Annotated in this window: 14 protein-coding genes, 1 tRNA gene, 2 pseudogenes and 1 other annotated feature; all 17 genes and pseudogenes read right to left on the reverse strand. The window is 49.7% G+C overall.

Annotated elements, in window-relative coordinates:
- Nucleotides 1-15: 15 nt before the first annotated feature.
- A complete protein-coding gene (locus ACQY69_RS06430) occupies nt 16-975 on the reverse strand; it encodes a 3'-5' exoribonuclease YhaM family protein (RefSeq protein WP_428259547.1) in 960 nt (319 codons plus the stop codon).
- A gap of 505 nt (nt 976-1,480) precedes the next feature.
- Nucleotides 1,481-2,764 (reverse strand): group II intron reverse transcriptase/maturase, encoded by a 1,284-nt coding sequence (ltrA, locus tag ACQY69_RS06435; RefSeq protein WP_428259549.1) that lies wholly within the window; start codon nt 2,762-2,764, stop codon nt 1,481-1,483.
- A gap of 548 nt (nt 2,765-3,312) precedes the next feature.
- Nucleotides 3,313-4,707: a group II intron reverse transcriptase/maturase gene (gene ltrA / locus ACQY69_RS06440; RefSeq protein WP_428257586.1), complete on the reverse strand. Its 1,395-nt coding sequence runs from the start codon at nt 4,705-4,707 to the stop codon at nt 3,313-3,315.
- Between the two features lie 508 nt (nt 4,708-5,215).
- Nucleotides 5,216-6,409, reverse strand: a complete 1,194-nt coding sequence (tuf, locus tag ACQY69_RS06445) for an elongation factor Tu (RefSeq protein ID WP_428259551.1) — start codon at nt 6,407-6,409, stop codon at nt 5,216-5,218.
- Nucleotides 6,410-6,485: 76 nt separating this feature from the next.
- A tRNA-Thr gene (locus ACQY69_RS06450) sits at nt 6,486-6,562 on the reverse strand.
- A gap of 147 nt (nt 6,563-6,709) precedes the next feature.
- Nucleotides 6,710-6,874, reverse strand: a complete 165-nt coding sequence (locus tag ACQY69_RS06455) for a TRAP transporter large permease subunit (RefSeq protein WP_428261026.1) — start codon at nt 6,872-6,874, stop codon at nt 6,710-6,712.
- Nucleotides 6,875-6,905: 31 nt separating this feature from the next.
- Nucleotides 6,906-8,085, reverse strand: a pseudogene (locus ACQY69_RS06460) (amidophosphoribosyltransferase).
- Nucleotides 8,082-10,181, reverse strand: coding sequence for a glutamine synthetase III (locus tag ACQY69_RS06465; RefSeq protein WP_428261027.1), 2,100 nt, complete (start codon nt 10,179-10,181; stop codon nt 8,082-8,084). Before ACQY69_RS06465 ends, ACQY69_RS06460 begins: the two are co-directional and overlap by 4 nt.
- 19 nt (nt 10,182-10,200) lie before the next feature.
- The gene (asnB, locus tag ACQY69_RS06470; protein WP_428259553.1) at nt 10,201-11,787 is read right to left on the reverse strand and encodes an asparagine synthase B; all 1,587 of its coding nucleotides are present in this window, start codon (nt 11,785-11,787) and stop codon (nt 10,201-10,203) included.
- Between the two features lie 69 nt (nt 11,788-11,856).
- Nucleotides 11,857-12,132, reverse strand: a binding site (T-box leader).
- Nucleotides 12,133-12,343: 211 nt separating this feature from the next.
- Entirely contained in the window at nt 12,344-13,954 is a 1,611-nt protein-coding gene (locus ACQY69_RS06475; RefSeq protein ID WP_428259555.1) for an ATP-binding protein, read from the reverse strand.
- Nucleotides 13,955-13,978: 24 nt separating this feature from the next.
- The gene (locus tag ACQY69_RS06480) at nt 13,979-14,599 is read right to left on the reverse strand and encodes a sigma-70 family RNA polymerase sigma factor (RefSeq protein ID WP_428259557.1); all 621 of its coding nucleotides are present in this window, start codon (nt 14,597-14,599) and stop codon (nt 13,979-13,981) included.
- On the reverse strand, nt 14,583-15,326 hold the full coding sequence (gene rlmB, locus ACQY69_RS06485) for a 23S rRNA (guanosine(2251)-2'-O)-methyltransferase RlmB (RefSeq protein WP_428259559.1): 744 nt from the start codon (nt 15,324-15,326) through the stop codon (nt 14,583-14,585). The genes ACQY69_RS06480 and rlmB overlap by 17 nt, the downstream gene beginning before the upstream one ends.
- A gap of 38 nt (nt 15,327-15,364) precedes the next feature.
- Complete coding sequence (locus ACQY69_RS06490) at nt 15,365-15,847, reverse strand: dihydrofolate reductase (protein ID WP_428259561.1); 483 nt, start codon at nt 15,845-15,847, stop codon at nt 15,365-15,367.
- Nucleotides 15,848-15,863: 16 nt separating this feature from the next.
- The gene (gene thyA / locus ACQY69_RS06495) at nt 15,864-16,694 is read right to left on the reverse strand and encodes a thymidylate synthase (protein WP_428259563.1); all 831 of its coding nucleotides are present in this window, start codon (nt 16,692-16,694) and stop codon (nt 15,864-15,866) included.
- Nucleotides 16,678-17,079: a Mini-ribonuclease 3 gene (locus tag ACQY69_RS06500; protein ID WP_428259565.1), complete on the reverse strand. Its 402-nt coding sequence runs from the start codon at nt 17,077-17,079 to the stop codon at nt 16,678-16,680. The genes thyA and ACQY69_RS06500 overlap by 17 nt, the downstream gene beginning before the upstream one ends.
- A gap of 10 nt (nt 17,080-17,089) precedes the next feature.
- Nucleotides 17,090-18,487, reverse strand: a complete 1,398-nt coding sequence (cysS, locus tag ACQY69_RS06505; protein WP_428259566.1) for a cysteine--tRNA ligase — start codon at nt 18,485-18,487, stop codon at nt 17,090-17,092.
- Nucleotides 18,488-18,702: 215 nt separating this feature from the next.
- Nucleotides 18,703-19,332 (reverse strand): annotated as a pseudogene (cysE, locus tag ACQY69_RS06510) (serine O-acetyltransferase); the annotation flags it as partial.
- Between the last annotated feature and the right edge of the window lie 188 nt (nt 19,333-19,520).

Consider the following 19,520-nt stretch of genomic DNA (forward strand, 5'->3'; position numbering starts at 1 on the left):
ATCTTCCCACTAACATCATTCGGTGACCCTGTAGATCGTTCTGTTGTCGAGAGTCCACACTCTGTCGCTGAAATGCCCGGGCTCTGTTTTCTCCACGGCCTCTTGCATGTCGAACATCTTGGCATCTATCATATCCAAGTAATGGAGCATCTCCGCCTCCGGGAAAAGCGGCTTCTTAGGGCTCCCGAACTCCGGCTCATAGTGGTGAGACAGTATCATATGTTCCAGCATTACGGCCTTCTCCTTAGATACTCCGAACTGAGAGGCCAGCCTGTCTATAGTCTTGACTCCCTGTATCAAATGTCCCAGCATTTTTCCTTCGAAAGAATACCCTGTAGATATCCCCAATTCATTGGATTCTATCTCGTTTATCTTCTCCATGTCGTGAAGTATCACGCCGGCCATGACCAGCTCCCTGTTGAGATTAGTGTACACCTCGCAGGCCCGCTCAGCCATCATCAGCATTCTCTTGACGTGATAGAGCAGTCCCGCCATCTCAGCGTGATGATTCTTCTGCGCTGCCGGATAATACATCAGCTTTTCTCTGTTGTCATCCAGCAGTTTCAGACAGATGTTCCTCAAGTCGATATCACAAAAAGCCTCTGCTTTTCCTCTTATATAGCCGTACATCTCCTCAGCATCCTCAGGTGCCGCTTTGATATAATCCATCATCACGATATTATCCTCGGCCGAAGTCTGCCTGATGCGACTTACCCGCAGCTGCTTCATGCCATTCCACTCTGTCACCAGCGCCTTCACTTTGATGACGCTGCCTTCCTTTATCTTTTGGAGTCCCGGCAGCTCCTCATCAGCTATGTCCCACTTTTTAGCGGATATCTCTCCCGTCTTGTCAGCCAGCAGCAGATCGAGATATGCTTTTTTATTGGAACCAACCTTAACGGCGACGGTCTTGACAATGAAATACGACACAAATTCCTGATTCGTCCTCAATTCTGAAATATAGATATCTTTCATTTAATATGCACCTTCTATAGCCTTTCCCTTTTTCTACTATGGTATTATAGCATGGAAGGCCGCCTTTTAACTATATTAAATTATATACAGCATTTGTGAGGGGCAGATGTGCATTTGGTATTTTATGGAATTTTTGTGGTGCCGTGGGAACCGCACATTTTACTTCTGCATGCGTTTTCGATCTTCAGACAAATATCTACAAATCCGATTTTCTGGCAAATGTCTACAAAATCCAATGGGTTTGAAGATACTGGACTATTTTTGTAAAGGGCTGGGGCAGTCTTTTTTCGGCTTTAATGGACTCGTCACAGGGATGAGAGCCCGTAAACGTTGAAATTTTTACCTACATTACGCAAAAAAAGTGAAATGTATATAAAAGTTTCTCGTCACATCTTCAACAGCGCCCTTCTGATACAATCGAGTAGGAGGAAATTCCTCTGATTGGGGAATTTCCGACCTCTCACACCACCGCTCATGCGGTTCCGCAAGCGGCGGTTCAACCAACTTAACATATGACACGCCTTTCGGCGTAGTAATTACTCATGGAGACTAGCCCAAATGTGGTTAGTCTTTCATTGCTTATCGCTTTATGTACCCAGCCGTTATGCGCAAGCCTCGCATAACGGCCTCCACTGTAGGCAATTTTGTATGCCGCCCAGCGGGGTACGTCCAGCTTCATCAGGTTCTTTGCCCTATTCTGCGGTGTTTTCCAATGCTTCCAAATACACATCCGCAGGCGGTAGCGTATGTTTCTGTCCAAACGTTCACATAATCCCTTCATGCTCCCGATTTTAAAGTAGTTTATCCATCCTCGGATAAGCTGGTTCAGTTTCTGCACTTTGTAACTGTTGCTCACTCCCCAGCTCCTGCATGTCAGCTTCTTCATCTGTGCTTTGAATTTCGCTACTGCTTTCGGATGCGGTCTGGCTTTATATCCTTTGGCTAATGGGTCATAGTAAAATCCAAATCCGAGATACTTGATTCCTTTGGGCTTGTCCACCTTGCTCTTTTCAGCATTTACTTTCAATCCCAGCTTTTCCTCAATAAATCGGGTAGCACTTTTCATTACCCTCTCCGCCGCCTGCTTACTTCCTACCATGATAATCAGATCGTCCGCATAGCGCACGAAATCCAACCCTCTTGCCTCAAGCTCTTTATCCAACTCGTTCAGCATGACATTTGCCAACAGCGGCGATATATTCCCTCCCTGTGGTGTGCCGACAACTGTATCTTTATACTCGTCATCGATCATCACTCCACTGGCCAGAAATTTCCTTACCACTGAGATAACGTCTCCGTCCTTTATTGTCCGTCCGAAAATCGTCATCAACTTGTCATGGTTTACCGTGTCGAAGAACTTTGCAAGGTCGATATCCACTATCCAGCTATGCCCATCGTTCATCATCTCTAATGCTTTCAGCACTGCCTGTTGCGCACACCGATTCGGTCTGAATCCATAACTATGCTCGTGAAACTGCTCCTCGAAGATTGGCGTGAGTACTTGTGTTACTGCCTGTTGTACAAACCGGTCAACTACCGTTGGTATTCCAAGGTTTCTTGTCCCTCCATCTGGTTTTGGTATCTCCACCCGTCTAACTGGCTGCGGTTTGTACTTCCTTGTCCGCACCTGCTTCCTGATGTTTTCGCCGTTTTCCGCAAGATATGCGCCAAGCTCTTCAACGGTCATCCCGTCTACGCCTGCCGCTCCTTTGTTTCTGACGATTTGCAGATATGCTGCATTGAGGTTATCATTGCTCACTATCTGCTCCATGAGACTTCTTGTGTCCATGCGTTGTTTCCTTTCTGCCCCTTTTGCCTTTGCCGCCTTTGATGTCATCGACAGGCGTTTGCTCCGGCTACGAAGTGGAACGTACTTCAACTGATTGATTGTTCGGTCCTTCGCTCCATCCCCATTACAGGAACTTCTTCACTACTACGACCTCTGCTGACTTCTCACAGTTCGTTGTTACTACGGCTAATGAGACCGCCTGTGAGACCTCCCCGCTTAAGGTGCGGACTCTTTCCCTCCATATACCTGCCACATTTACTGGTACTTCCAGCAACTTTTGGACTTCGATGTTTCTTGCCGTCTTATCCGTATTTCCCAGCCTTATATGTGGTTTCTGTCCGTCAGGTCAGAGGTTTGCCTACAGCTTCCTTCAGATTTCACCTCACGGTGAACACCCTTGCTGTTCAGCTATGTGCTTCGTCGTTGCCTACGCGCACTCGGGACTTTCACCCGTTAGAGCCCGCCCATGGCGGGCGATCGAGTAGGAGGCGGTGACTAACCGCCGTCCTCTCACACCACCGTACGTACGGTTCTCGTATACGGCGGTTTCAATAGTTGACGTGCATCTGCTGGTATGCATCGGCTAAATCATAAAAGCCTTTGCGTACCAGTATTTCTTTTGATAAGGCTCTGTTTACTGTGCTGGTTGCCGATGTAAACCAATGCCCTCTGCGGCTGTTAGCCGCCATGAAGGCATAATGCTTCGGTATCCCAAGCTTCATCAGATACTTCATCTTCGACCTCGGCTTTTTCCACATCTTCCATATACACATGCGTATTCTGTGGTATAGCCATCCATTCAGTTCTTCGATTGCTTGCTTCATCGCTGCGATTCCGTAGTAGTTAAGCCATCCTCGCATATACTCTCTGATTTTGCACAGTGCCGGTATTACGCTCTGAACATGTCTGCGGGAAGACAGGCTTTTCAGTTTGGCTTTCATCTTCTTCCACGACTTCGGATGAACTCGAATGAATGTACCATTTCCGTTCCTTCCCAATGCGAAGCCGAGGAACTTAAAATTTCGAATCGCATACACACTGGCCACTTTGCTCTTCTTTCTGTTGACAGTCAGCTTCAGCTTGTTTTCCAAGTATGAAGTGCTTGTTTCCAATAGCCGTTTAGCCGCTCTCTCGCTCTTTGCAAGTAGTACGATATCGTCAGCGTACCGCACACACGGTACACCTCTCCTTTCGAATTCCTTGTCGAATTCGTCCAGATAGATGTTAGCAAGCAGCGGGGACAGGTTCCCTCCTTGCGGAGAGCCTTCTTCCGTGTCCATGACCACTCCATTTTCCATCACTCCACTTTTAAGATATCTCTTGATGATTTGGATGACCCTCTCATCTTTGACTTCCTTACGCAGCCTGTTCAGTAATATCTCATGGTTCAGTGTGTCAAAATACCTACTCAAGTCGAGACTCACCGCATAGCGATATCCCTCCTCGGCGTATTCCCTTACTCGCTCTATTGCATCTTTTGCGTTCCGTCCCGGCCTGTAGCCGTAGCTTCCGTCCGAGAACATTGGCTCGTAGATTAGCATCAGCTTCTGTGCTATTGCCTGCTGGATGATTCGGTCGATGACGGTAGGAATACCAAGCTTTCGTATTCCTCCATCCGGCTTTGGAATTTCGACTCGTCTTACGGGTGAGGGGGTATATTTCCCTCTTTTGATTCTTCCTATCAACTCGTCTTTATGTTCCCTAAGCCATGGCAGTGCCGCTTCAATGGTCATTCCATCTATCCCCGGCGCTCCCTTGTTTGCCTTCACTCTTTTGTAAGCTCTGTTCATGTTATCTCTTTCCAGTATCTTACCTAAGATGTCCGGCTCTGCACTGTCTCTTTCCTTCCATATCCGGTTAAATGAACGGTGCGCTCTCACATACCCTTTACGTTCCGCGCTATCTCTCTGTGAGCAGCTTTCTTTCTCGTTTTCTGCACTCATTTGCTCATTCCTCCTTTCCAGGTTGTACTTAAGACTCCTATTGATTCGGTCCTTCGCTTCTCAGTTACTATGACCTCTGCTGACTTCTGTGTGCTCAGCGCCACCTTACGATAGCGGTTACCCTTTTCAGGGCGTCTCACACAGACCTCCCTGGGTACCACACGTTTCTTTCTCTCCATCTATCTGCCGCATTTACCATGCATGATTCCGTGTAGCTATCGGGCTTCATCGTGTGTTGCAGACTTACCCTCATGCATAGCCTAATATGCGATTTCTGTTCGTCAGACCGGAGATTTGCCCGTGGGTTAGTAGCTTCCCCACACCCGGCTTCCTTCAGATTTGCAGTCACCTGCAACACCCTTGCCTTCGGCTATATCCTTCCCACTACCGGGCGGATTCGGGACTTTCACCCGTTAGAAACGTGCGCCGCCAGGCGCACAACAAAAACGACCTGCAGGTCTTCCCCACAGGTCGTCTTATCTTTAGTTTGATTTATGGATCGGCTCGATTACTCGATGATCTCAGTTACTACTCCGGATCCTACCGTTCTTCCGCCTTCTCTTATCGCGAATCTCAGTCCTTCTTCTATCGCTATCGGTGTGATCAGCTCTATCGTCATCGTTACGTTGTCTCCCGGCATGCACATCTCTGTTCCTTCCGGCAACTGCAGATCTCCCGTTACGTCCGTCGTTCTGAAATAGAACTGCGGTCTGTATCCGTTGAAGAACGGCGTGTGTCTTCCGCCCTCTTCCTTCTTCAGCACGTATACCTCTCCCTTGAACTTCGTGTGCGGATGGATCGTTCCAGGTGCCGACAGTACCTGTCCTCTCTCTATCTCATCTCTCTGCACTCCTCTCAGCAGCGCTCCGATGTTGTCTCCTGTCTCCGCCTGGTCAAGAAGCTTTCTGAACATCTCGATTCCGGTTACTACTACCTTCCTCTTCTCCTCCGTAAGTCCTACTATCTCTACTTCGCTTCCTACCGTCAGGCTTCCTCTCTCTACTCTTCCTGTCGCTACTGTTCCTCTTCCTGTTATCGAGAATACGTCCTCTACCGGCATCAAGAACGGCTTGTCGTTGTCTCTCTTCGGCTCCGGAATGTAGTTGTCTACCTCTTCCATCAGCTCTACTATCTTGTCTCCCCACTCTCCCGCAGGATCTTCCAGTGCCATCAGCGCCGATCCTCTTACTATCGGTGTGTCGTCTCCCGGGAATTCGTACTCGTCAAGCAGCTCTCTTACTTCCATCTCTACCAGGTCAAGCAGCTCCTCATCGTCTACCATGTCGCACTTGTTCAGGAATACTATGATGTACGGTACTCCTACCTGTCTCGAAAGCAGGATGTGCTCTCTCGTCTGCGGCATCGGTCCGTCTGTCGCCGCTACTACCAGGATCGCTCCGTCCATCTGCGCTGCTCCCGTGATCATGTTCTTTACATAGTCCGCGTGTCCCGGGCAGTCTACGTGCGCATAGTGTCTGTTCGGCGTCTCATATTCTACGTGCGCTGTCGCTATCGTGATTCCTCTTTCCTTCTCTTCCGGCGCCTTGTCGATCTGGTCGAACGCTACGTCCGCTCCCAGTCCGTATCTCTGGTGCAGCACCGTCGTGATCGCCGCTGTCAGCGTTGTCTTTCCGTGGTCTACGTGACCGATCGTTCCGATATTGATATGCGGCTTGGTTCTTTCAAATTTCTGTTTTGCCATTTTAATTCCTCCTAAGGTTAAAATAAGTAACAGGCATCAATATCGCAAAGCGATATCCAGATGTTTTTTAATATAATGGAGCTGCTGAGCAGACTTGAACTGCCGAACCTCTTCATTACCAATGAAGTGCTCTACCGACTGAGCTACAGCAGCACACCAATATTCATTATGGTACTATATTTTAGAGACCATGTCAACAAAATCACAAGGCTTTATGATGATTTTTCGCAGGAATCCCGCCGCAAAGTTACGACGTCTGCATTTTAAATACACGGCCATAAGCTGCGAAGACCCCGGTCTTTATGCGCTGGCCACGTCTGCAGCCTCCGTCGGCGTAAAAAGTCCCGGGTAGATACCGCCCAGGATAATGAGTGGCATAAGCAGAGCCGGTATGGACTTCCTCAGAGCTGTAACAAAGGTCCGAAGTGTAACTTCTGAGGCTCTTTGCCCTTTCGCCTTTCTTATTTCTACGTTTCACAGTTTTACCATTTCTTCGTTACAACTCTGAAAGCTTTCTCTCAAACCTGTCCTTTCGCGTATCGTCAGGTATCTTCGTCGGATATTTCCCATCAAAGCATGCGCTGCAATAATCTCCGCTGCCTATAAGCTTCCCCAGCTCCTCCACCGGCAGATATCCCAGCGAATCGGCTCCTATCAACCCGGCAGTTTCGCTGACGGTGTGGGAATTTGCTATAAGATTTTCCTTCGAGTCTATATCGGTTCCGTAATAGCATGGGAAGAGGAAAGGCGGCGCCGATATCCTCATATGTATCTCCCTTGCCCCTGCCTCTCTCAGTATCCTGACAATGCGCCTGCTGGTGTTTCCCCTGACGATAGAACCGTCTATGAGCACCACCCGCCTTAACTCTGGCTCTGTGTACCGACACACCATCCAGAACGGAATCAGGTCTTGCAAAATATATGTATTCGAAGATGCACCTTCTCCTTTCCGTGACATCTCCTGTCATATCCGAGATGACTCCATCTTCGCTGAATACTATCAACTCTCCCGGCTCTACATCCCGTATGAATCTTGCCCCTACAGCACTGAGGCCACAGCTTTCAGAGGCTATCACATACGCTCCGTCCTCCGTCTTCCCGTAGCACAGCGGACGAAATCCATGAGGGTCTCTGACACATATGAGCTTTCGAGGCGACATCAGCACCAGAGAGTAAGCCCCCTCCAGATATTTTACAGCCGATTTCACCGCCTCCTCTATGGACGATGTCCTGAGTCTCTCTCTTGTTATGATGTAGGCTATGGTCTCCGTATCGCTGGTAGAGTGAAAGATGGCTCCCGAAAGTTCCAGTTCATCCCGCAGCTTTCCTGCGTTGCTGAGGTTGCCGTTGTGAGCCAGGGCCATCCTGCCCTTCTGGTGATTCACCTCTATCGGCTGGCAGTTATTGCGGTTGCTGGCCCCGGTGGTCCCGTAGCGCACGTGTCCCACAGCCATCTTCCCCTGAGGGAGCTTTGCCAGCACATCCTTTGAAAACACGTCGCTCACCAGCCCCAGATCCTTGTGGGAGGAAAAGACTCCGTCGTCGTTGACCACTATGCCACAGCTTTCCTGCCCACGATGCTGGAGGGCATATAGCCCGTAATAGCTCATACCTGCCACGTCCGCCACCTTCGGCGTCATTACTCCGAAGACTCCGCATTCCTCTCTCGGCTTCATTGTCCACCTCCGGAAAACAGCAGGTCTCCGTATACAGGCATCGGCCAGCGCACGGCATCCACCCTCTTTTCAAGCTCGTCCACGACTTCTCTTATCTCGTCCATTATCGGCAGTACCTTCCTGCAAAAGAACTCTGCCGCATCTCTGACGTCGGAATCAGGATCGAACTCCTCGAGGGTCCACTCCAAATCGCTGCTCTTGTCATGCAGCTCATCCAAAAGTCCTGACAACGCTGATATCATCTTCTTTTCGGTTCTGCACACGGCGTCCGCTCCTATCAAGTCCTTCTTGACAGCGGCTGTCTCGGCCAGCTCTCTGATATAGGCAGCCACGGCAGGCACGATATCCCTGTTCACCATATCCAGAAGTGTCAAGGCCTCTATGTTGACGTTCTTGTAATATTCCTCATAAAGTATACTCTGTCTGGCTTCCAGCTCCAGCCTCGTGAGCACCTTATGCTTTTCAAACAGCTCCACATTCTTTTCAGCGGTGAAGTACGGCAGGGCATCGACAGTAGTTTTCAGATTCAACAAACCTCTCGATTCCGCCTCCCTCACCCATTCGGCGGAGTAGTTATCTCCGTTAAAGACGATACGCTTATGGGCAGAGTAAGTTTCGCGCACAAGCTCTCTTGCAGCCTTTTCCACATCTTCCGTCCCCTCGAGCGCATCTGCGAACTGTCTCAGAGACTCGGCCACCATAGTGTTGAGCATGTATGCCGGACAGGATACGGCCGTTCTCGAACCGGCCATCCTGAATTCGAATCTGCTTCCCGTAAAGGCAAAAGGCGATGTCCTGTTCCTGTCAGTCGTATCCTTCTTTATGTCCGGCAGGACAGCCGCTTTCAGACCCATTCTCCTTTCTCGCTCAGGCACCGACGTCTTTCCTTCTTCCACGGCCTCCATGACCTCAAGCAGGTCATCTCCCAGAAATACGGAGATTATGGCCGGCGGCGCTTCGTTGCCACCCAATCTGTGGTCATTGCTGGCTCCGGAGACAGATATCCTCAGCAGATCCTGATAATCGTCCACGGCTTTTATAACTGCACTCAGCAACAGCAGGAACCTGGTGTTGGAAACAGGATCTTTTCCCGGCTTCAGCAGGTTCTCGCCATCCTCGGTGGCGATGGACCAGTTGATGTGCTTGCCACTGCCGTTTATGCCGGCGAAAGGTTTTTCGTGAAGCAGGCATCTCAACCCGTGTCTCTCCGCCACGCGCTTCATCATCTCCATAGTAAGCTGGTTGTAGTCCAAAGCGATGTTGGCAGTGCTGAATATAGGAGCCAGCTCATGTTGGGAAGGCGCCACCTCATTGTGCTCGGTACTGGCCGGAATTCCCAGCTGCCACAGCTCATTGTCAAGGTCAGCCATATATTCGGCCACCTTGGTCTTGATGACTCCGAAATAGTGATCATCCAGCTCCTGAGTTTTAGGCGGCTTTGCCCCCACCAGCGTCCTTCCGCAGTACCTCAGATCCTTTCGCTTTTTGTAAAGCTCCGCAGGTATCAGGAAGTATTCCTGCTCCGGCCCTACAGTTGTAGTGACTCTCGAGACTTCTTCCCCGAAGATCCTCATCAGTCTCACAGCCTGCCTGTCGAGGGCCTCCATGGAAAGGAGCAGCGGCGTCTTCTTGTCAAGAGCTTCCCCATCGTACGAGCAGAAAACCGTCGGTATGCACATGGTGTTGCCCTTTATGAAAACGTACGAGCTTGGATCCCAGGCCGTATATCCTCTCGCCTCAAAGGTAGCTCTTATACCTCCTGACGGGAAACTGGAGGCATCCGGCTCTCCCTTTATCAGCTCTTTTCCGGAGAAATTGGTCATTATAGCTCCATTCTTGTCAGGGAACATGAAGCTGTCATGCTTTTCCGCCGTCACTCCTGTCATTGGCTGGAACCAATGAGTGAAGTGGGTAGCCCCCTTTTCCATGGCCCAGTTTTTCATAGCTGTGGCTATTACATCCGCCGTCGTTCCATCAAGCTCAGTACCTTCTTCGATATGTCTGTGAAGGGCTTCGTACGCCTTCTCCGGCAACCGCTCCTTCATGACCACATCGCTGAACACTTTTTCTCCAAAAATTTCCGATATCCTGTCCATTATCCCATTTCCTCCCTTCTCATATACCACTTTCGCCATAGTTAGACAGTGCTCTTGCACTCGGATCATCCACGTCGCATCCTTCCCACTGCCTGTTTGGCATCCAGAAATCCTTTATCATCTCTGCCTGACCGGGATACTGCTCCTCGAACAACTCCCGATACAGCAGTGATTCCTTAGTAAACGGGATGCAATGATACGCGTACTTCTTTCTTTTCTTCGCGAACGCCTCGTCACTATAGCGTTTTTCAGCGTATTTCTTTATATCGTCTGCCAGCGAATGTCCGACGGCGTCGCTGAAGGCTGCCTTTTCCCTGTACAGTATGTGGTGTGGCAGATAGTCGCCTTCGAAGGCCTTTCTGAGCAGATACTTGCCCTTCCCGTATATGTTTATCTTCTTCGCCGGGTCTATGGCCATCACATATCTGACGAAATCCAGGTCTCCGAACGGCACCCTGGCTTCGATAGAGTTGTCGCTTATGCACCTGTCGGCTCTCAGCACGTCGTACATGTATATCTCGCTTATCCTCTTTACCGATTCCTGCTGAAAAGCCTCCGGCGACGGTGCGAAGTCGGTGTATTTGTACCCGAACAGTTCGTCGGATATCTCGCCGGTCAGCAATACCTTCACGTCGGTGGTTTCTCTGATAGCCTTACAGACGAGATACATTCCCATTCCCGCCCTTATGGTGGTTATATCGAATGTCCCCATTGCCCCTATGACCTCCCTGAGGGAACTGAGGACCATATCCGTATCTATTATTATCTCGGTGTGCTGGCTTCCTATATATTCTGCTACCTCCGCGGCGTATTTCAAATCAATAGCATCCGCCTCCATTCCTATAGCAAAGGTCCTTATAGGTTTTTCAGGCATCAATTTCTGTGCTATGGCGCAAACAAGCGAACTGTCCAGACCCCCGCTCAGAAGGAAGCCAAGCGGGGCATCGGAATCCAGTCTCTTGGCAACCCCGGCTATCAGCTTTTCCCTGATGTTTTCGCATATGATGTCTATATCGTCTTCGCAGTACCGGCTGACAGCTGTAACGTCTGTATATCTGTGGAATTCCCCGTCCTTGTAATAATGCCCCGGCGGGAACGGCATTATCTTATCGGTCAGTCCCACCAGGTTTCCGGCTTCACTGGCGAAGAACATCCCTCCCATCTCGGATCGGCCGTAAAAGAGGGGCCTTATTCCGATGGGATCTCTCGCCGCGACGAAGGAGCCCCTCCTGCTGTCGTAGATCACCATAGCGAACTCAGCATCTAACTTCGTGAACATATCCACACCATACTTTCTGTACAGCGGTAATATGATCTCACAATCGCTGTCAGATTCGAACATGTACCCTTCTTCTTCAAGGTTCTCTTTGACCTGTCTGAATCCGTACAGCTCTCCATTGCATACCACATAGTCTCCATCTCTCTCGAAGGGCTGCATCCCTGCCTCTCCAGGATCCATGATGGCCAGCCTGTGGAATCCCAGTATTCCTCCGTCCGTCTCGATAACACGGGACATATCCGGCCCCCTTGGAACGCTCCTCTCAAATCCTTCCATAAATTTCTCGAAACAGGTGTCTTTTCCTTCATACCCCATTATCGAACACATGGCAGCACTCCTTTCCTCCTGCCTTTGGCAGGATCCGCGTAAAATATAAAAGTGGCTATTCTCCTCTAAATATAGGACGAATAGCCACATATCCGCGGTGCCACCTATGTTGAGCTTACGAAGAAGCCCCACCTTTCCAACCCAACAGTTGTATCGGCTGTAACGGGCCGATCCCGTCTCCCCTACTTTCTTTCGAATTCTCTTCCGCGCTCCTGCGCCTGTATCCGACGATTTCGGTTCACAGCTCCGAAGTGTTATTCACCTGAGTCCTTCCACCGGGTTTCCACTATCCCCGACTCACTGCGGGCGGCCGCCCAGACTACTTCTCTTCATCATCGCCTTTGATATATTCTTTTATTGGCTCTAATAATAATACTGCTTTGGTTCATTGTCAACAGTTTTCCGGTTATTTTTTGTTATTTTGGCACAAATTACAGAAATATCAAAAAACATTGGGACGCAATTAATCAGCAAATAATTGCTGTTTGACGCAATTAATCAGCAAATAATTGCTGTTTGACGCAATTAATCAGCAAATAATTGCTGTTTGACGCAATTAATCAGAGGCAAACCATCTCGCAGCCTTTGTCTTTCCGACACAATAAACTCGCCCTTCCTTACGAAGTTCGCGAATCAGCAATTGTATCTGATTTCGACTGTGTCCGGGCAGTACCTGCTGCAGCTCTTTAAATGGCGTGCCCTTATCACCGTTCATACGGATATGCTTCATCAGCAATTCCTTATTCGTATCACGGTCCAATCCGACCATCCTCGTATGGACTCCCGCCTTCCCCGCCGCCGTATAGAGACCCCGTGCAAGAACGTATCTGTTCCGACCGGCGTGCTCCACTATTCCAAGCTCTACCAAACGCTTCAACCTCGTCCTCATATTCTCTGTCAGAGGTTTTTCATGATATAACGCGTCGATTGTTAAAAAGTCACTGGTCGAAAGTATCTCCAATTTTTCATTGCCTATTTTATTGATAACGGAAAGCATTTTCGTGTCCAATACCAATCCGTTTAACGTAATGCTCACAAAACTGTCATCGGTACCGCTGAAATCAGGAAGTGACTTGGCTTCCTTGACACTCAGTTCATACATCAGATTCATCCCCTGCCCGGAGCGTTCCACCAACCCGCAGAGGGCCAGTATCTCCGCAATACGCCGGTTTCTCGGCATCTGCCTGTCCAGAATATTGCTGAGCGATATCCCATTGGGGAAGCCGCCCGGACTCTCCACCGTAAGACGATCCTGGTACTGACGCACGAACACACTGCCGCCCATTTGATAATTCCTGTGGCTTACGGCGTTCAATACAGCTTCCCTCACTACCCGCTCATTGAAGGTCGGGATATCATATATGAAAAACCCTTCCTGGTAATGCTGATTATCGTTGCGAAGATTGATGAGTTCCCACAATCTATCGTAGTAGGAAAAGAAACCTGTTCTCAATTCTTCCCTTTGGCTTGCCGGACCTGAAGCTTCCGACGAACGATATTCAAATATAACTTCCGCCTGAGGCAAATGTTTTCTCAGAGCCTCTTTTTTTCCAAAAAGAATCAGGGCCGCATAAGTCACTCCCTCGTCAGTTACCGCTTCACAATCACAGAGAAGTTGCTCCGCCGACAAACTGATGAGTCTCTTATTCCCACTCTTTTCCATCCATCTGCTTCGGAAGTCCTCGATGGCCTCTTCGTCCAAATCATCCAGCTTTGCATCGGCACAGATGCTGCCTGAAAAATCGAAACCTGATTCCTCGTAGACTCTGCGGCGGATCTCCTCCGGCATGGGTATCAGACTGTCCCCTTCATACCACCAGGCAATCCCATCAAGCTGAACAGGTAAGCCAAGGGGACGGCTTGCAACATCAAATACAAGAACGCGCTTTCCATCACAATCGTAGAGCTGAAAATCAACGCTTACCTTCAGCTTATCCATCAACCCCTTACGCGTACGTTCCGGCTGACCAAAGGCTTCACTCCCTACGACCCTTCGTGGACGTTTATCGGAAATGCCGAACACCAATTTCCCTCCGCCACAATTGGCCAGAGCACAGCAACACCTGGCAGCTTCATTGGAATCGAACCGATTTTTGGCTTCTTTGAACTGTATCTGTTCTCCCTCTTTAGCGTTCAACAATTCCTCTACTGTAGTCAAATCATACAATTTGATCCCTCCCTACGACCATCTTCACTGCCACAGATAGTTGACGATCTTCTTCCGTGCTCTCTGCATGGCGTTATCTATGGATTTGACGCTCCTTCCCAGCTTCTCCGACACCTTTCCGTAATCACCGGTCTTGATCAGTTCATTTATCACTTGCATCTCAAAATCGCTGAATACATTGTTCCCATTATGAAGGATATATTCAGCGATGTCCTTGAAGACGAGCAGCTCCTCGGGGTTCTCTGTCATATTGGTCCTGATGGTGTCTGCGATGGTCACGTCTTCGTTCTCGTCTATCACCGGGTTATTGAGGGAAACGGATGTGTTGAGAGCCTTATGCTTGTCTCTTCCCGCCATCCTTATGGCGCTTATTATCTGCCTCGTTATGCAAAGGCTGGCAAAGGTGCCGAAAGGTACCTCCTTGGCTGCGTCGAACTGCCTGATGGCTTTCAGCAACCCTATCATTCCCTCCTGCACTATATCGTCCTCATCTGCCCCTGCCATATAGTACATCTTGGATTTCTTTCTGACGGTCTCCTTATACTTTCTCATCAGGGTCTCTTCGGCATCCAGGTCACCCTGCTGTGCCATCACCGCCAACCGATCGTCGGAATGGAGGCTATTTCCGTTATCGCTGTTTTTCATATATATTCCTCTGTCTCACAACTTCGTATATCAGCACCGCTGCCGCGTTGGATGCGTTCAGAGAGCTTATGCGGCCCTTCATCGGTATGGAAACCGTAAAGTCGCACTTTTCCTTCACCAGCCTGCTTATACCCGTACCTTCGCCACCTATGACTACAGCCAGCGGCCCTGTCAGATCTCTGTCGTAATACATGTCTACCCCCATGTCGCAGGCAGCCGTCCATATGCCTCTTTCCTTGAGCTTCTCCAGCTCTGCCGCGATATTGGTGACCCTGGCGCAAAGCATGTATTCCGACGCTCCTGCCGATGTCTTGGCTACTGTCTCTGTGACCGATACCGAACGACGTTTCGGGATAACGATACCATGGACTCCGGCACATTCCGCCGTACGCATTATAGCGCCCAGATTGTGAGGATCCTCCAGTCCGTCCAGAACTACGATAAAAGGATCCTCTCCCCGTTCTCTGGCTCTGTCAAGGATATCATCCACAGTGCAGTATCTGTGATCCGAAACTACCGCGATGACTCCTTGATGCGCCCCGCCCGAGGCGGTCTTGTCCATTCGTTTCTTTTCGCTGTAATATATTGGGATGCGCTTTTCCCTGGCTCTGGCCGCTATCTGCTTCACAGAACCTTCGGCTCCTTTCGCCAGGGTTATCTTCTCAATTTCTCTGCCGCTTTTCAACGCCTCAAGCACGGCGTTCCTTCCTATTATTACCTCTGACATCGTACCCTGCCGGACACACGTTTCTTCGCCTGCCCGTCCTATCTGCTATACTTTAAAAATCTGTAAGCTATACCTTTTTCCTGCTGCATCTCACTTTCCCAGATGACCTTATATCCGGCAGCCTCCAGATCAGGAAAGTATCTGTCAGCTTCAAACTCATCGTATATCTTAGTCACGTAGAAACCATCGCAGTCTTCCATGAACTGCTCATATATCTGAGAACCTCCCGCTATGAAAACATCTTCAGGATCGTATCCCGCTATGATTTCCATAACCTCGTCCTTAGAATGGCATATGATACAGCCGTTGGCTCCATACGCGGGATCTGACGTAAGGACTATATTAGTTCTGTCCGGGAGCGGCTTCCCTCCCGGAAACGATTCCAGTGTCTTCCGTCCGACTACGATGACCTTCCCCAGAGTCTTCTGCCTGTAGTATTTAAGGTCTCCCGGCAGATGTACCAGCAGGCTGCCGTCCTTTCCTATGGCCCAGTTTTTATCCACTACAACTATCGCGTTCATATCTTCTCCTTCCCTTCTATATGGCTACAGGTATGTTCTTTATCTGAGGGTTCTTCTGGTAATCCTCCACCTTTATATCGTCCACCGTGAAGTCGTAGAAATCCTTCACCTCAGGATTCAGGCTGAACTTTGGCGCCGGATACTGCGGTCTCGATATCATCTCCCTGATTATCTCCACGTGCCTGTCGTATATATGGGCGTCGGCGATGACGTGTACCAGCTGCCCCGGCTTCAGTCCGGACACCTGAGCCAGCATGTGTACCAGCACCGAATACTGGACCACATTCCAGTTATTGGCCGCCAGTATATCCTGAGAGCGCTGGTTCAGTATGGCGTTGAGCCTGTCACCCGTCACATTGAAGGTCATACTGTAGGCGCACGGCTCCAGCCCCATTTCCATCAGATCGTTGAAATTATATATGTTGGTCATTATCCTTCTGGAATAAGGCGTGTTTTTCAGCTGCCACAGCACATTGTCCACCTGATCCATCTCTCCATGAGGAAACCTGTATTTGACTCCCAGCTGATATCCGTAAGCCTTGCCTATGGATCCGTTCTCGTCGGCCCACTGATCCCATATGTGGCTGCTGAGATCCTTTATGTTGTTGGATTTTCTCTGCCATATCCACAGCATTTCATCCACGGCCGACTTGATAGCCGTAGGCCGCAGCGTCAGCGCAGGGAATTCCTCCTGCAAATCGTATCTGTTGACTATCCCGAACTGCTTTATGGTGTGGGCAGGGATCCCGTCCTCCCATCTGGCTCTGACCACCTGTCCCTCGCTGGAAAAGCCGTTATCCAGGATGTCCCGGCACATATCCACAAACAGTTTATCCGCTCTGCTCATCATTTCCTCCTTCAACGATAGCTATAGCTTCTTCTATAACCTGCCCCAGCCTTTCCGTTTCACCTGCCAGATACAGGTACCCTACAAGAGCTTCGAAAGCCGTCGCCCATTTGTAAGTCACCGGGTCGGCGTTCCTGGCCTTGGTAGTGAATTTCTTGTTTCTGGCTCGTTTCACCAGCCTCTGCTCCTCCTCCGACAGTCCGTCGAACATGGTCTTTATTATCTCCGCCTGAGCCTGAGCTTTTACAAAAGCTGTCGCCGTACGATGAAGCCAATTGGCATCATAAGGTCGCTTTCTTATTATGTGTTCCCTCACCGCCTGTTCATACACGGCGTCACCCATGTATGCCAGCACGGTGGTATTGATGTCCTTTGGATTTTCCATTACCGGCATCTTACTCCTTGATTATCTGGACACCCTGCGGAGTATCCTTCAGTGTGATACCTCTCTCCTTCAGCATATCTCTTATCTCATCGGCTCGCGCAAAATTCCTGGCTTTTCTTGCCTCCTGCCTCTCATCGACAAGCTTCTGTATCTCATCATCTATCTCATCGTCAGCGTCCTGCTGGAGAAGGCCCACTACCGTAGCCAGCTCCATCAGCGTATCCAGGCTCTTCTGGGCGAATTCCCTGCTGGCTCCGTCTTTCACCGCGGTGTTTATGGCCGTCACCAGCTCGAATATGGCTGAGATGGCGTCTGCCGTATTGAGGTCGTCGTCCATGGCCGCGATGAATTCCTCTCTGTATTTATCATATCCGTCCAGCGCCGCTTTTTCATCGTCCGTCATCTCTCCGCCGCTGTTGGCTATGAGATGCTTCAGATTTTCCTTGGCATTTTCCATCCTGGCAAGTCCGGCTTTCGCCTGCTCCATCAACGCATCGCTGAAGTTGATCGGATTCCTGTAGTGGCCCGACAGCAGGAAGAATCTTATGACTTCACCGCTATAATCCTCGAGGATATCTCTTACCGTAAAGAAATTTCCTTTGGATTTGGACATCTTCTCATTGTCTATGGTGATATAGCCATTATGCATCCAGTAGTTGGCAAACGGTACTCCATTGCAGCATTCCGACTGAGCTATCTCGTTCTCATGGTGCGGGAACTGAAGATCCTGGCCTCCGGCATGGATATCTATCGTGTCGCCCAGATGCTTCTTGGCCATAGCGGAGCACTCGATGTGCCAGCCGGGTCTTCCCTTTCCCCACGGGCAGTCCCATGCTATCTCGTCTTCTTCCTTCTGAGCCTTCCAGAGGGCGAAATCGAGCGGATCCTCTTTTATCTCTCCCACAGCTATCCTGGCTCCAGCCTCCAGATCCTCTATGTTCTGCTTGGAGAGCTTGCCATAGCCCTTGAATTTCCTCGTGGAAAAATACACGTCTCCATTGACCTCGTAGGCATATCCTCTGTCGATGAGTGTGCTGACGAAATCTATTATCTCCGGGATATGCTCCGACACCTTAGGATGTACGTCGGCCTTCTTCACGTTGAGGGCCGCCGCGTCCTTGAAATATTCAGCGATATACTTTTCGCTTATCTCAGGAGCCGTCACTCCTTCCTCTCTGGCTTTGTTTATTATCTTATCGTCCACGTCAGTGAAGTTCTGGACGAATTTCACCTTATAACCTCTGTATTCCAGATATTTTCTGAGAGTATCGAAAACCACGAAGGGTCTGGCATTCCCGATGTGGAAATAATTATACACAGTCGGCCCGCAAACGTATATCCTGGCTTTCCCTTCTTCTATCGGTTTGAATTCTTCTTTTTTCCTCGTAAGTGTATTATATATCCTCATTTTTCTCCTCCGCTTTCTCCATCTATACTTTCCGCCCCAATGGCGTCATCTGCGTTCGTAACATCCACAGCTTCCGCGCCTTCCTCTCTGTCCGGCCGGCCTTTTCCCTGAGAATCCTCATCATATATAGGCACAAATTTACCTTCCTGCATTTCCTTCACGATGCTTGAATACTGACAATCATCATCGCAGCGCACATGAGCTTCCTCACCGAACTTCTCGATGAACAGTTCCTCCAGCTCTACGACCCTACGCCTGAGACATTCCAGCTCCACCGCTACAGGATCCGGCATATCCACCTGATCGAGATCCTTCGTCGGCTTGCCGTGCCGTCTCACTATAGTCCCCGGTATACCCACCACGGTACACCCGTCAGGAACTTCCTTCAGCACCACCGAACCTGCGCCGATCTTCACATCATCGCCCACTTTGAAAGGCCCCAGCACCTTGGCTCCACTGCTGATGACCACTCTGCTGCCGATAGTCGGATGACGCTTCCCAACGTCCTTTCCCGTACCTCCCAAAGTCACTCCCTGGTAAATAGTAACATCATCGCCGATCTCCGTAGTTTCCCCTATTATGACAGCCATCCCGTGGTCGATAAAACATCTGCGCCCGATCTCCGCGCCGGGATGTATCTCTATTCCTGTGAACCAGCGCGAAAGCTGAGATATTATCCTTGCCAGCATTTTAGCATTACGCTTATACAGCCAATGCGCCGGTTTATGCCATATGAGAGCCCATATGCCGGGATAACAGAGAAGAACCTCGATGCTGGATCTTGCCGCCGGGTCCCTCTCAAGTACTGCCTTTATATCTTCTCTTACATCTCTGAAAAATGCCATTTTCGTTTCCTTCTATAACACATGATTTCCGGTCTGCCCGCCGGCCATCCCGCGCGTCCCACAAGCGCTGCGCCGACTTTCCTCCTGCCATATCCGTGATATGTACAGATGAGCATACCTAGTCATTATGATATCATATCTATTCGCCGGATTCAATGAAGGTTCACAAAAATCGGACATGATGGGTC

It is taken from the genome of Gallibacter sp. Marseille-QA0791, from assembly GCF_965119705.1.
GTDB classification, from domain to species: domain Bacteria; phylum Bacillota; class Clostridia; order Peptostreptococcales; family Anaerovoracaceae; genus Lentihominibacter; species Lentihominibacter excrementipullorum.